This window comes from Rhodococcus sp. NPDC056743, assembly GCF_042790355.1.
GTDB lineage: Bacteria > Actinomycetota > Actinomycetes > Mycobacteriales > Mycobacteriaceae > Rhodococcus_F.
Genome location: NZ_JBHTZI010000006.1, coordinates 1 through 13,315, shown reverse-complemented (window position 1 = coordinate 13,315; position 13,315 = coordinate 1). Strand labels below are relative to the sequence as shown.

Sequence of the window (13,315 nt, the reverse complement as noted above, 5' to 3'; positions counted from 1 at the left end):
CTGCCCTAGCGGTACTCGCGCAGTAGCTGGGTCGGAGTTACGCCGGTCAGCGCCTGAACATCCCGGGACAGGTGAGCCTGATCGGCGTATCCGGCGTGCGCCGCAAGAACGGCCAAGGAAACGTTCCTGCGGCGGGATAACGTCAGTACGTTCTGCATACGCTGGACTTTCTGAATCATCTTCGGTGCGAGTCCCGTCGACGCAACGATTGTGCGCCGGAAATGTCGTTCGGAGACCCCGAGATCTGCGGCTATGTCGCGGACCTTGGCTTGCGGTGACGCGGTCAACGCTGCATATCCGATCTGGGCCACCTCTTCGGGACAGCTACTCGGCCAAAGTTTTTCGAGGAGGGTCGCGTCGACGCGTCCGCAGCGCAACGCGTCCGCCAGGACTCGGGCAGTCCGGGAGGGGAGAATGCCGTCGAAGTCGACTTTGGTGTCCTGCACAGCTTCCGCGTCGGTCCCGAGTACCGAACGTAGGGCAGGTGGACTGATTCGAACTCCCCACCGAGTTACTCCCGGCGTCGTCGTGACCAGATCCGCGACGGTCGCCGGCCCGACCAGCCAGGCTTTGCCCGTGCTGTCGGCTATGAAGTCTGCGCAGAGATCCGGAATGATCCGATGAACGGCATCGGTGTTCCCGGCGCTGGACGTGCTTGTCCACAGGCAACCGAAGAGGTGTGTGCCGTCGATGCGTTCTTCTTCGTAGGCGTGGCCGTTTTGTTCAAGACCGGTGTCCGCGCTGCGACTACCGTGTGTGGTGCGAGCGTCCGTGGCAGTCATCTCTTGATCGTCACACACTCGTCGACTACTTTTCGAACCGAAAACAGGAGAACACAGTGTCGGTTTCACCTCGTCTTGATCTTGTCGGAATTGTCACCGGCGATCTCGATCGTTCCCTTGCGTTCTACCGCAGCCTGGGCCTCGAGATCCCCGAGACGCCGTCCGATGCCCCGCACGTCGAGTTCACGTTCGACAACGGATTGCGTCTGGCTTGGGACACGGAGTCGACCATCAAGAGTTTCGATCCTGAATATGCGACTGCGGCCGGTCGACATCCCGTGGCGTTGGCGTTCGATTTCGGTACCCCCGAGGCTGTCGATGAAGCGTACGCACGAATCACCGCAGTTTTTTCCGGGCACAAGGCACCGTTCGACGCCGTGTGGGGTCAGCGTTACGCGGTGCTCCTCGACCCGGACGGAAACACGGTCGATCTGTTTGCCGCGCTCTGACCGATCGCTTCAGACCAACGCTAGGGCACAGCAGGACAAAGGAATTGGCGGGATGCGTTCCAGAATGGGAAGAGGTCCGTCGTGCTCGCATCGGGGTGTTCCGTTTGAGCCAGCTCGTTGAAATCGAAGACTGTTCTGCCTGCGGTACTGCTGACTCCGCATGCCTGCAGACTCAGTTTTGCGGCCGACGCGAAGCCGATGCCGCGAGCGTAGGGACCGAGCACGCCGGAGCCTACGAAACTGTCGATTGCGTGGCCCCACTGGTTGTACTCGGTTTGCAGGTCGAAGCTGCACGCCTCGCCGAACAGTTCGGCGCATGTCGTCGGTTGCCCGTCGATGACGGCCGGCGTATCGGCGAGCGTGCGAGAAGTCGCGGCCTGCGGCGATTTATGGAGCACGAGATAAGCACCGACGGCGACGACGCCCGCAATCACGACGGTCGCCAGAATCGCCGGCAACGCCTTCATGATCACGTCGATCGGTTCGACCACGCAGCGGCTATCTCCGGGTGAAAGCTCATGATCTCGTCGATGTGCTTCGCGTCAGCTGTGTCCACCTCTGCCCGATGTCGTTGTGCTGTGACCAGCAACCCGTCGGGATGACCGGGGGGACCCGGCGAAGGCGCAGGTGCGTCCGCTTCGAGGTCCCTGATCAACTCGTCCAACCGTGTCGCGAGGAATACCTTCTTCTCCGTGCTCATAGCCGTCACGTCCATTCGTCTTCGCGCTGTACTCGATCGCTGTGCCCGGTCACCGGCGTTGTGAAACCGGAATTCTCGGCTCTGATTTCGAGTCACCGACAGTGGGTACCTATTCGATGCCCGGATGTGGAGTCGTCGACGCGAAAGAGACGCTCATGAACGATCTGACTGTGACGGCCGAACACCTCCGCGCGCTTCTCCGGAGTAGTCCGCACGCGGAACTGGTGGCCGTCGACGGCGGCATTACAGTCTTCGAGCCACACGAGGAAGGGTTCCAATCCGACGGCATCTCAGTGGTGACCCGGGAGCAGCTCAGCGAGCGACTTCCGTCCGGCGGAAAATCGCCGGTCGAAGGCGAATTGACCTTGGCTGCTGCCTCATTGAGTCAGATGATCGCCGAATTGGGCGGCTGACCACTAGGCCTACCAGGCGTTGAGCGTGTCGAGGATCTGACCGCGCGCCTTCCAGAGTTCCGAACCCCAGTACGGCCACGAATGTGTTCCGTTGGACGGGAAACTGAAAGTGGCAGGAATACCGAGTGTGTTGAGACGCACCTGGAACGCTCGGGTGTTGAGCAAGGCGAGCGCTTCGAGCCCCATTGCACTGCCGGTGTTGACGAAGTCGACCGGGCGTCGCGGTTTGTCGAGTTCGCCGGGCAATCCACTTGCCGCCGAGATGTACATCGACAGACCTCTGAGTTCCGGTGCAAAAACGAGGGGATCGTTGCGCAACCAGGCCGGATTCCACGGTGGGCCCCACATCGCGTCGACGTTGAAGGATCCGGCGCTGATCATCGCGACCCGAATCGCTTCACGCATACCGGGTGCAGAGATGTTGAGGTACCCGGAGAATGATCCCGCGAACTTGAACTGATCACGGTGGTAGGCCGCCAGGGTCAGTGCTGCGCTGCCACCCATCGAGAGGCCGAGGACACCGTTGTTCGTCCGCGAAACGCCGCGGGTATCGAGATATGCGGGAAGTTCCTGGGTGAGAAATGTTTCCCATTTGTATGTGACGGGTTGGCGGTTGAGGTTGCTGGTCGAATACCAGTCGGAGTAGAAACTCGACTGGCCACCGACCGGCATCACCAACGTGATGTTGTTCTCGCGGAACTGGTCGAATGCGTTTGTCTCGAAGCTCCACGCGTTGCGATCATTGCGAGCGCGGAGGCCGTCGAGCAGGTAGAGGGCAGCGTTGCCACCTCGAGATGCCCACTGGATCTGAACCTTGATCGGCCCCATCGAGGAGTCGACGAAGACTTCTTCGTAGCCGCCGGATTGTGCGGTTCGAACCGGCGCCGCGGTAGCGGTCGACGATCCGATCAGGCCCATCGCCAACGGAATTGTCAGCGCGAGCACCGCCGACCCTGACCATGCCCGCCGGACCCGTTCCGATACGCCTCGTCGAAAAATTCGCATTCCAGCCACTCCGCCCCATAGTGGTGTACTCGAGATTTCAGATTGTGCCCGAGTCGTTCAACTCTGGCGAACATGGAGCGGTCGGTGCCGCGATATCGCGGATCCGTTACTGCTTCGATACAGAAATGGGGCGATTGCCGCACGCAGTTCAGGTGCCTGGATCTCGGTCCGCATCGAGATCGGCGAGCGGCCATCCCGCTGCGGACAAGACCGCCGCAACGCGTGCGATGTCCTCGTCGGAGGCGTTCTGGCTGGTCACATCCGTGATTTGAGCGCTGATTTCGTCGCCTCGGATTACCTGGTCGCTGTTTTCGTCGATCAATTCTGCAAGCGCGGCGCCGATCGCGATTTCACGGACTTCCTCATCGGTGAGTCTGCGGCGCAGCAAGGCGATGAGCGGGATTCGATCCTTCGGTGGGATGCCTTCCGGATAACCGGCGCGTAGCCACGCAAGGATCGACTGAGCCAGTGACGGGATCGGTGCAGGCAATGTGGTTACTTTCGGTTCGGTAGGTGCAGGGCCGTGGTGTCGGTGGGGATTTCGGTGTCAGGTCCGGGAACTTCGGGGGGAACCAGTGTGTCTTCCCATTCGGCGTTGACGTTGGTGGAATCGATCGGCGCTTTGCGCGAGCGGATGTACATCGAGGAGGCCATCGCGATGAGGATCGCAAAAACCACGAGCACACCGGGTAGCCCACCGACGATATCTACCAGGCCCCAGCACGCAGCTCCCACGATTGCGGCCGAGGGCAGCGTGATCAACCAAGCAATACCCATGCGGCCTGCGACGCTCCAGCGGACTGTAGCCCCTTTGCGTCCGAGCCCGGTTCCGAGGATCGAACCCGTCGCCACGTGGGTCGTGGACAGCGGGAGGCCGAGGTGGCTGGAGGTAAGAATGATTGCAGCAGAGGATGCTTCGGCAGCCATGCCTTGCGGCGCCGCGATTTCGACCAGGCCTTTGCCGAGTGTGCGGATGACCCGCCACCCGCCGAGATAGGTGCCGGCCGCGATCGCGAGCGCACACGTCAACTTGACCCAGAAGGGCATCGGAGCGTCAGCGGAGATGGTGCCGTGCGCGACCAGAGCCAGGAAGATGACGCCCATGGTCTTCTGAGCGTCGTTGGTCCCGTGAGCGAGGGAAACCAGTGAGGCCGAACCGATTTGGCCCAAACGGAAACCTCGCTCCTGGGTATCCTCACGGACCTTCGACGTGATTCGGTAGACAAGCCAGGTGCCGGCTGCCGCCACCAGACCGGCAACCAGGGGTGCCAACGCAGCCGGGATGACGACCTTGCTCAGGACCCCGTTCCAGGCAACACCATTCATCCCCAACGAGGCAACTGCTGCGCCGATCAAGCCGCCGAACAATGCATGTGAGGAGCTCGACGGGATGCCGAGCAGCCACGTGGCGAGGTTCCAGATGATGCCGCCCACAAGGCCTGCGAAGACGATCGTCAGGAGTGCTTGCCCACCGACATTTCCGAGATTCACCACGCCCTTGGCCACAGTTGCGGCCACCTCGACGGAGAGGAAGGCCCCGACCAGGTTGAGCGATGCGGAGAGGGCAACAGCAACCTTGGGGCGTAGCGCACCCGTAGCGATCGAGGTAGCCATCGCGTTTCCGGTGTCGTGAAAACCATTGGTGAAGTCGAATGCGAGCGCGGTGACGACAACAACGAGGAGAACGATCAGTTCCGCATTCACGTGTACTGATGTTCCCGCAGGAAGAGTGGGTGAAACGGACCCGGCCGCACGAGTTTCACAGCTCGAGTCGAATGGTTCTGTGGCTACCTCAGCGGAACAGGAATACGCTCGGTCGATGTCCCTCGGCGAAGAGAAAACGATCTCGGTAACCACCTTCCGAAAGAGCGGCGACGGCGTCGTGACACCCACCTGGGTCGTCCCGCTGTCCGACGGGCGCATCGGATTCTGGACTTCCTCGAAATCCGGTAAGGCAAAACGGTTGCGGAACAATCCGCAGGTCACGGTGGTGCCGTGCAACAGCCGGGGCACAGTGACACCCGGAGCTGTGCCGGTCCGCGGGGTCGCGACCTTAGTGCGCTCAGGTTCCGACTTCGACGAGATTCAGAGTAAAGTGAAAGCGAAATATGGTGTGATGGTGCCGATTTCGAAATTATTCAACGTCCTCGGCCATATAGGCAAGGGCTCATTCCCCTACGGTGACATTGGCGTCGTCGTCACCCTGGAGCCGTAGTTGCTCAGCTGACCGGGTCCAGGGATACCTTCACAGACACATTTCCTTTCTCGTCCCGGGTACTCACCGCATGCCCGGTGCGATCGATTCCCCGAATCTTGACGTGCATTTGACCGCCCTCATTCAGAAAATTGCGCCACCAGTTCTTCTTCTGTGGAAGCGCAACTCTGATGAGTACTTCGTCGTTCCTCTGGCGGTATGACACCGGCAAGGTGAAGGTCTTTCCGGATTTGCGTCCGGTGTATGTGATCTGGGCCGTCGAGCCGCCGATGACCTTGTTGATGACCGGCACTCGCATCGCCGCGAGGACAACCTTGTTGATCGCGGCCGCAGACTTCTGGAAGGTGTTCATAGGGTCCGTCCTCGGTTGTGTCGAAGGTGCCTTCGCGAGCCTAGCCCTACTTACCCCTAGCCCTACTCAGCGCCTTGTTTGCATCTCGGGTTCGACGCATTACACCGCCCACCTGGTATTTCCGAGGTTAACGAGAAGATCTGCGGCGTCCGATGGATCGGTAACGGCCTGGTAGGTTTTGCAAAACTGAAGAAACGGAGTTTCAGCGTGACAATTCGCCGCGTGCCCATTGTTTTCGTCTCGCTCGTTGCTGCGGTCGCACTTGTTGCGGCTGGGTGTTCGTCGGATTCCGACACTGATGCGACCGCCACCGTAACCGCGTCACCGCCGGCCGGTTCCGTTCTCGGTGTGACTGTGCCGGATGCGTTTACCGCGCTGACGCTCAATCCGATCGGGAATTCTCCGTTGCCGTTCCGTGGAACCGACGGCAAGTACCATGTTGCCTACGATCTGCAGCTCACCAACGCCACCAAGGTACCGGCGAGCCTGGACAAGATCGATGTCGTCGACGGCACCGATCCGACAAAAATCATTGCCAGCTTCTCCGGTTCGGCCCTGGTCGATCCGACATGCGTCTTCGGTGACTGCAATAGATTGCGCGACCTGCCTGCGGGCTACGTCGACAGTGCTGCGATCCCGCCGCAGGAGAGCCGGGTTCTGTTTATCGACTTCACCCTGGACTCTCTCGAGCAGGCTCCGAAGGCTTTGCTGCATCACCTCTACGGGACCGGCGCTGCCTCACCGGCATTCGGTGCACCGGGGCCGATCGACTACCTGGCGATGCCGGTTGCCGTGTCCACGCAGGCCGTGCCGGTTATCTCGCCGCCGGTTCGTGGTGACAACTGGATTGCGCTCAACGGTTGCTGCGAACCGGGTTTCCCGCATCGCAGTTCGGTGATGTCGGTGAACGGTAAATTGAACAACAGTCAGCGCTTCGCGATCGACTGGAAGCGCACCAATGACGAGGGCGAGTTCTACACCGGTGACAAGACGTCCAATGAAAGCTATGTCGACTACGGGACGGACATCCTCGCTGTCGCCGACGCTACGGTGGTCTCGATCCTCGACGGTATGGAGGCGAATGCTCCGGGTGTTCTGCCCGCCGGCGACCCGGCCTTGGCCGCAAAATTGACTGTCGAGAATGTCGACGGGAATCACGTTGTGCTCGATCTGGGTGACGGCGTGTACGCGATGTACGCCCATATGATCTCCGGTTCGGTCACGGTCAAGCCCGGCGACAAGGTGACCGAAGGTCAGGTGCTCGGAAGGCTCGGCAACACCGGTAATGCCAATGCTTCGCACCTGCATTTTCAGCTGATGGACGGGCCGAGCCTGCTCGAGGCGGATTCGTTGCCGTACGAGCTGAAGAGTTTCGATTACGACGGGCAGGTCGCGCCGTCGAAGATCGCTGATGCAGACGATTACCTGAGCGGAATGTTTCTGCAGGGTAGGTTGCCGAAATCGGAGTCGCGGACCAATGAGATGCCGCTCAACCTCGCGATTGTGAACTTCCCGTCGGCCGGGTGACATCGCACCCGCATCAGGGGCGCGTTCGACGGGGAACGCGATGCTTATGTCCGTTTCGGGGACCGAGTTAGTTTTGTGCGGGTTCCAGCGGGGGAGATTGCCAGGTGCCGTCGAGTATCGCGGCCCGTGGCCGGTACAACCGGACGAGGTAATTCCATCCGTCGGTGGTGGGGATGGCGTTGGGGGTTCCAGTTGGGAAGTCTCCGAACCTTACGGTGACCGATCCGTCGGTGTTGGGTATCGCCGTGATGTTGTTGACGCTGTAAGAGTCTTGGGGGTTCTTCTCGAAGAACCCTTCGGCGTTGTAGACGGAGATCGACCAGAACCCGTCTACGGGAACATCGCGCAATGTGATTTGTTGGTTGGTGTCCGATGCGTCGGGAACGATGCCGATGTAGGAGGCCTCGTCGCTGGGTAGACCACCCCAGCCCGCGGCGGTACCGAGCAGGTGTCGGATCGGTTCGATCTGGTCAGGTCGCCCGAACGTCGAGTCGAAACCGGTGAGGCCGGCGGCAAGTGTCAACAGTGCTGTGCGGGTGGAGTCCATACTCACGGTGTCGTAGTCCGGGAGGGTGAAGGGTTGGGCGGAACGGGATGTGAGCGTGAGCCGGTCCTGCAGCGCAGAAACAGTCCGGATGTCCTCGGGTTGGGCGGGATCGACCAGGGTGCGGACTGCGACCACGACATGCGGGGTTCCGAAGTCGTTGGGGCGCAACTTGTATTCGCCTGCATCGTGGAAGATAGCTCCGACGAGATGATCCTGGTTGACGACCATGGCGGACATGTAGCGGTCACCGTGTTCCGGGATTGTCAGAGTTGCGCCCTCGGTGACGTCGACGACCGCGAAGCTGTACAGGGTGTCGCGGTTGAGACGGATTACCGCCTGATTGTCGACGGATGCGGGTTCGCGGTTGTGCGCGAAGGTGTTGACTGCTCCGGCATTGCGTTGCAGGTCCGCGAACATGCGGTCCGTTTCGGCCCGTACGAAGTTGTCGACGTTGACGTGAATTGTCATGGTGCTTACTCGCTCCTCCGCTGCTGGACATGGTGCTACTGCTCATTGTGGTGGATACGGTTGTTGTTGGCGCTCAACCGTCGTTCTCGGCCGGTTCGTGTCCACCGAGACGTTCGTCTGGGACGGAAACCAACTGTCACGCAGAACGATCCGCCGGCCGAACTCGCTTCGTGGTGCGGCCAACGTGCTTGACCTTCTGGACGGTGGCTTGCCGACTGCACTGGACGCGTGAATCTTCTGGACCGATGACTACATGGTGAGATTCGAACTGTGGTCGGAGCTTGGCTGCGTCCTGGCTTTATAGGCAATTCGTCCAGACTTACGACGAGACCGGACAATTCGACCGAGGAGGAACATTCCGATAGCCGACACGGTGATGCCGACATCAAGTGCGGTCATCTTTCGATGCCAGTTCAGGATGCGGACAGTCGCAGCCGGGCCGCAGAAACGCTGGCCCGACTGCGGTACCTACACCAGGCGGAGGTGAGCTCTCGTGCTGGCTAGCTGCTTAACCAGCATGAGTCGACGGTCCGAGAGCCGCCGAATGGCGTCGACGTCCCCTGCGAGTTGGGCACGGTTCAGTAGAAACTGACAGGTGTCCAGTTGATCTCTCAGGTTCATCGTTGCCGCCACCTTCGATCACGTTGTCGGTACGTTTCGACCCTGTCAGCGCAAGGCTCGGTGTGCGCGGGCTGAATTACCTGTGGCGATACCTGTCTTTTTGTCCGTTCGGTCAGCGAGTTCGTCGGTGAGCCGCGTTACATATCGAATCGATCTGTAGTTACAGATGTACGGCATATGTCACAATCACGACATGATGATTGTTGAAATTTTGACGGGCTGGACGGCAACCGCGGCCTTCCTCGCAGTCTGGCTAGGCCGCGCTATCAACCACGCTGAGCAGGAAAGGGTGCAGCGCGCCTGGCTGTAACAACTCCTGGGTGGGCTGTACATACGGTGTCAGTGTTGGGGGCACTGCATCAACCGGTGGGTAGCGGAAGCTGCGACAGTGACAGGTCAAAGTCGCTGGCGCGCAGGGTGTTGGGTCGTCCACCTGCATGTGACGCCGTGCGTTCGGAGTGGCTCGAGCGGCGGTCAACGGCCTTTGATCGCGTACCTCGCGACTGCAAATCCGCCCGCGAGAAAACCGCCTATCGTGATCGCCGCAACCGGACCGTAGCCCGCACCGCACACGAACCCACCTGTGGTGCCGGCAGCTACCGCGATGATTGCGAAGTCGCTACTGGTTCGGTGTTCTTTGGGCATGGCTTCTCTCGCGATCAATCCTGTTCTGTCCCACCGTCGTAGTGGAAGGAGCAGATGCTGGGACCTTGCCGGGGCGACTTTCGGTCGATCCGGCAAGGCCTGCACGTTCCCCGGACTGAAGCACATCGGTCCACGAAGTCCGCACACGAGCAAGAATATTCCGTTCGGTTTGTATTACTTAGGGACTTAAGTCCCCGCTTGGGTGTCGGGTCGACAAGCGGATGGAATGGTGCGGCGAACGGTAATGCGCACATTCGTGAAGGAGTGCACCCAGCATTCGGCTGCATGTAGGGGCGAATCTGCACGTGCGGGGAACCCGTAGCGAATCCAACTCCGGCAGGGGTGTACCAATCCTGTTGCTCTGCTGACGATTTGGTGGTTGCAGAAAAGTCCACCCGCTCTGTGATCGATGATGTGATCACGAAGCGGGTGGACTCGGCTATTGGTACTGCGGACGGAGCGCTAGACCTGCGAACTCCTGTGCAGGTCAGCTACTCCACCGGGGTTACACGTCGTAGTAGAGCTCGAACTCGTACGGGTGCGGACGCAGGTTGACGGGAGCGATTTCCTGCTCGCGCTTGAGCGAGATCCAGGTCTCGATCAGGTCGGTGGTGAAGACGCCACCCTCGGTCAGGTACTCGTGATCGGCTTCGAGGCGGTTGATAACCGTTTCGAGGCTGGTCGGAGCCTGCGGGATGTTGCGAGCCTCCTCCGGGGGAAGCTCGTAGAGGTCCTTGTCGACCGGAGCCATCGGCTCGATCTTGTTCTTGATACCGTCCAGGCCGGCCATCATCTGGGCAGCGAAGTTGAGGTACGGGTTACCCGAGGAGTCGGGTGCGCGGAACTCGAGACGCTTCGCCTTCGGGTTGTTGCCCGTGATCGGGATACGGACAGCGGCCGAGCGGTTGCGCTGGCTGTACACGAGGTTGATGGGAGCTTCGTAGCCCGGCACCAGACGGTGGTACGAGTTGATGGTCGGGTTGGTGAAGGCCAACAGCGACGGAGCGTGGTGCAGGATGCCGCCGATGTAGTGGCGAGCCATGTCCGAGAGGCCTGCGTAGCCGGACTCGTCGTGGAAGAGGGGCTTGCCGTCCTTCCACAGGGACTGGTGGACGTGCATGCCCGAGCCGTTGTCACCGAAGAGCGGCTTCGGCATGAAGGTGGCGGACTTGCCGTGCTGCCAGCAGGTGTTCTTGACGATGTACTTGAACAGCTGCAGGTCGTCAGCAGCTGCGAGCAGCGTGTTGAACTTGTAGTTGATCTCCTGCTGTCCGCCGGTGCCGACCTCGTGGTGGCCGCGCTCGAGCTCGAAGCCCGCGTTGGTCAGGTTGGTGGAGATTTCGTCGCGCAGGTCCACGTAGTGGTCGTACGGAGCGACGGGGAAGTAGCCACCCTTGGCGCGAACCTTGTAGCCGAGGTTGGGGGAGCCGTCGGCGTTGGTCTCTGCGCCGGTGTTCCAGGAACCGGAGACGGAATCCAGCTCGTAGAAAGCGGAGTTCATGCCGGAGTCGTAACGAACCGAGTCGAAGATGTAGAACTCGGCCTCGGCGCCGAAGAATGCGGTGTCCGCGATGCCGGTGCTGACCAAGTACTCCTCGGCCTTGCGGGCAACGTTGCGCGGGTCGCGGCTGTAGGACTCACGAGTGAACGGATCGTGGACGAAGAAGTTGATGTTGAGGGTCTTCGCCTTGCGGAAAGGGTCGATCTGGGCCGTGGTGACGTCAGGAAGCAACATCATGTCGGATTCGTGAATCGACTGGAACCCGCGGACGGACGAGCCGTCGAACGCAAGGCCGTCTTCGAACACGTCCTGGTTGAAAGCAGACGCGGGGATCGAGAAGTGCTGCTGTACGCCAGGCAAGTCGCTGAAGCGAATGTCGACGTACTCGATGTTCTCGTCCGCGATGTACTTTATGACCTCTTCGGCCGTGGTGAATGCCACGCTGGTGCTCCTTAAGTCGCTTCAGCCAACTGTTTGAAAGGTTGAATCCGTCGAGCCAGACGGTAGGTATCTGGTGTTGCCCGCTCGTCAACCCTTTGTTTCGCCAGTGTTACACGTCGAATTGTCCTGGGGATTTCCGAAATCTGTGTGATCAGCTCCACAGTTAAAACACGGCAATCTGGACTACGGTGCTACGACGCCTATCCTGGACAGCATGGCACGTATCACCGGAACTTGGCTCTCGGGGCCGCAAGCAGCTTTGCCGAAGAACGCCGATGGACGTGAGCAGGCGTACCGCGGTGAGAATCTTGGCTTCCCGCAGGACGGACCGGGATCGCTTGTCGGCTCCGGCCGACGCCTGGGCGCGCTCATGATCGACTGGGTCATGGCGGTCGGCGTTGCCTCCCTGATCACTGGTGACTTTTTCGACGGCCAGACGTCGACCATCACCTTGATTGTGTGGTTCATCGTGGGTGTTCTCACGGTAACCCTCTTCAACTTCACACCTGGGCAATTTGTCATGGGTCTGCAGGTGGCGCGAATCGAAGGACCCATCCGGGTCGGCTTCGTTCGCGCTCTCGCTCGCCAGGCGCTGCTCGTGTTTGTCATCCCGGCGACAATCACCGACATCGACGGTCGAGGAATGCAGGACCGCGCGACGGGCACGCTCCTCGTTCGCTCGCGCTGACAATTCGACAGAACAAAAAATGACCCGAGTCCTCGACGGACTCGGGTCATTTTTGTGTGGGCGGAATCAGCGGCGACGAATCGTGCGCTGCATACCCTTCATCTTTGCGCCGCCGGGCATCGGGCCCTTCGGCAACGCTGCTCCGCCGCCGCGCGCGCTCAATGCAGCGAGGCGACCCTCGATGTTGTCCATGCGCTTGGTGTCGATGTTGCGCGGCAGCTTGTTCAGGTAACGCTGGAGCTGCGAGAGAGGAACCTGGCCCTCGTCGTTGCCGATGATGATGTCGTAGATCGGGGTGTCGCCGATGAGGCGAGCAGTCTTCTTCTTCTCCTGCGCGAGGAGACTCTTGACGCGTTGCGGCGAACCCTCGGCGACGAGAATGACGCCCGGCCGTCCGACAACACGGTGAACGGCGTCGAGCTGGGTGGTGCCGGCGACGGCATTCGTGACGCGCCACGCGCCCTGCATGTTGTCGAGTGCCCAGGCAGCTGCGCCGGCCTGGCCTTCAGCCTTCTTGTACACCGATTTCTGCACACGGCGACCGAAGATGATGAAAGCACCGAGAATGCCGAGAACGAGGCCGATCGGCAGCAGGAACCACTCGATGCCCCAGATGAGGCCGACCAGGAAGAAGACCAGAGCGGCGCCAACCAGGGTGCCGATCATCAGCGGCAGAAGGAGCTTGTCGTCCTTGCGCTGCATCTGGAATGCCTGCCAGAGCTGAGTTCTGCGTTCCTTGGAAGCCTGCTTGCGGGCAGCCTTCGCTGCAGCCTTTGCCTCTTTGGTGGGTTTGCCCTTACCGGATTTGCTGCCGTTCGCCATGGGACCAGGATACGTCCATTGCTGTGCGCCTTTACTAACCGCCCGCGGTTGGCAGATTCGGGTGGTTGTCGCAACGTGCCTGATCATTAACGGGTGATGGTGTTGATGGTGGGTCGTCCTGCGTATTCGCATGAGGTTC

General features: G+C 60.6%; 16 protein-coding genes. 5 read left to right on the top strand and 11 right to left on the bottom strand.

The annotated features are described in order from the left end of the window. Positions 1-5 precede the first annotated feature (5 nt). Positions 6-782 (bottom strand): helix-turn-helix domain-containing protein, encoded by a 777-nt coding sequence (locus tag ACFRFQ_RS14490; protein ID WP_378658632.1) that lies wholly within the window; start codon positions 780-782, stop codon positions 6-8. A 56-nt stretch (positions 783-838) separates the two neighbouring features. On the opposite strand from ACFRFQ_RS14490, the gene ACFRFQ_RS14485 reads away from it, so the two are divergent. Beyond that, on the top strand, positions 839-1,231 hold the full coding sequence (locus tag ACFRFQ_RS14485) for a VOC family protein (protein WP_378658630.1): 393 nt from the start codon (positions 839-841) through the stop codon (positions 1,229-1,231). Between the two features lie 20 nt (positions 1,232-1,251). Here ACFRFQ_RS14485 and ACFRFQ_RS14480 read toward each other — a convergent pair whose 3' ends face one another. Both ACFRFQ_RS14480 and ACFRFQ_RS14475 read right to left on the bottom strand, forming a co-directional pair. Next, entirely contained in the window at positions 1,252-1,722 is a 471-nt protein-coding gene (locus ACFRFQ_RS14480; protein WP_378658627.1) for a hypothetical protein, read from the bottom strand. Further along, positions 1,701-1,931, bottom strand: coding sequence for a hypothetical protein (locus ACFRFQ_RS14475; protein WP_378658624.1), 231 nt, complete (start codon positions 1,929-1,931; stop codon positions 1,701-1,703). Before ACFRFQ_RS14475 ends, ACFRFQ_RS14480 begins: the two co-directional genes overlap by 22 nt. 155 nt (positions 1,932-2,086) lie before the next feature. On the opposite strand from ACFRFQ_RS14475, the gene ACFRFQ_RS14470 reads away from it, so the two are divergent. Next, positions 2,087-2,344: a hypothetical protein gene (locus ACFRFQ_RS14470; RefSeq protein WP_260684205.1), complete on the top strand. Its 258-nt coding sequence runs from the start codon at positions 2,087-2,089 to the stop codon at positions 2,342-2,344. A gap of 9 nt (positions 2,345-2,353) precedes the next feature. On the opposite strand, the gene ACFRFQ_RS14465 is transcribed toward ACFRFQ_RS14470, so the two are convergent. The 3 genes from ACFRFQ_RS14465 to ACFRFQ_RS14455 form a co-directional block, all read right to left on the bottom strand. Continuing rightward, positions 2,354-3,262, bottom strand: a complete 909-nt coding sequence (locus ACFRFQ_RS14465; protein ID WP_378659611.1) for an alpha/beta hydrolase — start codon at positions 3,260-3,262, stop codon at positions 2,354-2,356. A gap of 235 nt (positions 3,263-3,497) precedes the next feature. Then, the gene (locus ACFRFQ_RS14460; RefSeq protein ID WP_378658621.1) at positions 3,498-3,839 is read right to left on the bottom strand and encodes a DUF3349 domain-containing protein; all 342 of its coding nucleotides are present in this window, start codon (positions 3,837-3,839) and stop codon (positions 3,498-3,500) included. Positions 3,840-3,844: 5 nt separating this feature from the next. Then, entirely contained in the window at positions 3,845-5,053 is a 1,209-nt protein-coding gene (locus ACFRFQ_RS14455) for an anion permease (RefSeq protein ID WP_378658618.1), read from the bottom strand. Between the two features lie 115 nt (positions 5,054-5,168). Between ACFRFQ_RS14455 and ACFRFQ_RS14450 the strand changes: the two genes are divergently transcribed. After that, positions 5,169-5,564, top strand: a complete 396-nt coding sequence (locus ACFRFQ_RS14450; protein ID WP_378658615.1) for a PPOX class F420-dependent oxidoreductase — start codon at positions 5,169-5,171, stop codon at positions 5,562-5,564. 4 nt (positions 5,565-5,568) lie between these two features. Here the strand turns inward: ACFRFQ_RS14450 and ACFRFQ_RS14445 are convergent, their stop codons facing one another. Then, entirely contained in the window at positions 5,569-5,916 is a 348-nt protein-coding gene (locus ACFRFQ_RS14445) for a hypothetical protein (RefSeq protein WP_378658612.1), read from the bottom strand. Between the two features lie 207 nt (positions 5,917-6,123). Here ACFRFQ_RS14445 and ACFRFQ_RS14440 point away from each other — a divergent pair, with 207 nt between their 5' ends. Then, entirely contained in the window at positions 6,124-7,443 is a 1,320-nt protein-coding gene (locus tag ACFRFQ_RS14440; RefSeq protein ID WP_378658609.1) for a M23 family metallopeptidase, read from the top strand. Between the two features lie 67 nt (positions 7,444-7,510). Here the strand turns inward: ACFRFQ_RS14440 and ACFRFQ_RS14435 are convergent, their stop codons facing one another. From ACFRFQ_RS14435 to glnA, 3 genes are all read right to left on the bottom strand, one after another. Then, positions 7,511-8,458, bottom strand: coding sequence for a DUF1254 domain-containing protein (locus ACFRFQ_RS14435; RefSeq protein WP_378658606.1), 948 nt, complete (start codon positions 8,456-8,458; stop codon positions 7,511-7,513). Positions 8,459-9,553: 1,095 nt separating this feature from the next. After that, entirely contained in the window at positions 9,554-9,724 is a 171-nt protein-coding gene (locus tag ACFRFQ_RS14430) for a hypothetical protein (RefSeq protein WP_378658603.1), read from the bottom strand. Between the two features lie 505 nt (positions 9,725-10,229). Further along, the gene (gene glnA / locus ACFRFQ_RS14425) at positions 10,230-11,666 is read right to left on the bottom strand and encodes a type I glutamate--ammonia ligase (RefSeq protein ID WP_021344608.1); all 1,437 of its coding nucleotides are present in this window, start codon (positions 11,664-11,666) and stop codon (positions 10,230-10,232) included. Between the two features lie 214 nt (positions 11,667-11,880). On the opposite strand from glnA, the gene ACFRFQ_RS14420 reads away from it, so the two are divergent. Continuing rightward, positions 11,881-12,354 (top strand): RDD family protein, encoded by a 474-nt coding sequence (locus tag ACFRFQ_RS14420; protein ID WP_033231048.1) that lies wholly within the window; start codon positions 11,881-11,883, stop codon positions 12,352-12,354. A gap of 66 nt (positions 12,355-12,420) precedes the next feature. Here ACFRFQ_RS14420 and ACFRFQ_RS14415 read toward each other — a convergent pair whose 3' ends face one another. Next, positions 12,421-13,176 (bottom strand): DUF4191 domain-containing protein, encoded by a 756-nt coding sequence (locus ACFRFQ_RS14415; protein WP_033231047.1) that lies wholly within the window; start codon positions 13,174-13,176, stop codon positions 12,421-12,423. Positions 13,177-13,315: the final 139 nt, after the last annotated feature.

What these genes read in the sequence shown, in the direction of transcription:
- ACFRFQ_RS14435 (WP_378658606.1), bottom strand. Translation starts at nt 8,458, where the DNA reads ATGACAATTCACGTCAACGTCGACAACTTCGTACGGGCCGAAACGGAC.
- ACFRFQ_RS14415 (WP_033231047.1), bottom strand. Translation starts at nt 13,176, where the DNA reads ATGGCGAACGGCAGCAAATCCGGTAAGGGCAAACCCACCAAAGAGGCA.
- ACFRFQ_RS14470 (WP_260684205.1), top strand. Translation starts at nt 2,087, where the DNA reads ATGAACGATCTGACTGTGACGGCCGAACACCTCCGCGCGCTTCTCCGG.
- ACFRFQ_RS14420 (WP_033231048.1), top strand. Translation starts at nt 11,881, where the DNA reads ATGGCACGTATCACCGGAACTTGGCTCTCGGGGCCGCAAGCAGCTTTG.
- ACFRFQ_RS14430 (WP_378658603.1), bottom strand. Translation starts at nt 9,724, where the DNA reads ATGCCCAAAGAACACCGAACCAGTAGCGACTTCGCAATCATCGCGGTA.
- ACFRFQ_RS14465 (WP_378659611.1), bottom strand. Translation starts at nt 3,262, where the DNA reads ATGGGCCTGATCGGATCGTCGACCGCTACCGCGGCGCCGGTTCGAACC.
- ACFRFQ_RS14445 (WP_378658612.1), bottom strand. Translation starts at nt 5,916, where the DNA reads ATGAACACCTTCCAGAAGTCTGCGGCCGCGATCAACAAGGTTGTCCTC.
- ACFRFQ_RS14490 (WP_378658632.1), bottom strand. Translation starts at nt 782, where the DNA reads ATGACTGCCACGGACGCTCGCACCACACACGGTAGTCGCAGCGCGGAC.
- ACFRFQ_RS14450 (WP_378658615.1), top strand. Translation starts at nt 5,169, where the DNA reads ATGTCCCTCGGCGAAGAGAAAACGATCTCGGTAACCACCTTCCGAAAG.
- ACFRFQ_RS14475 (WP_378658624.1), bottom strand. Translation starts at nt 1,931, where the DNA reads ATGAGCACGGAGAAGAAGGTATTCCTCGCGACACGGTTGGACGAGTTG.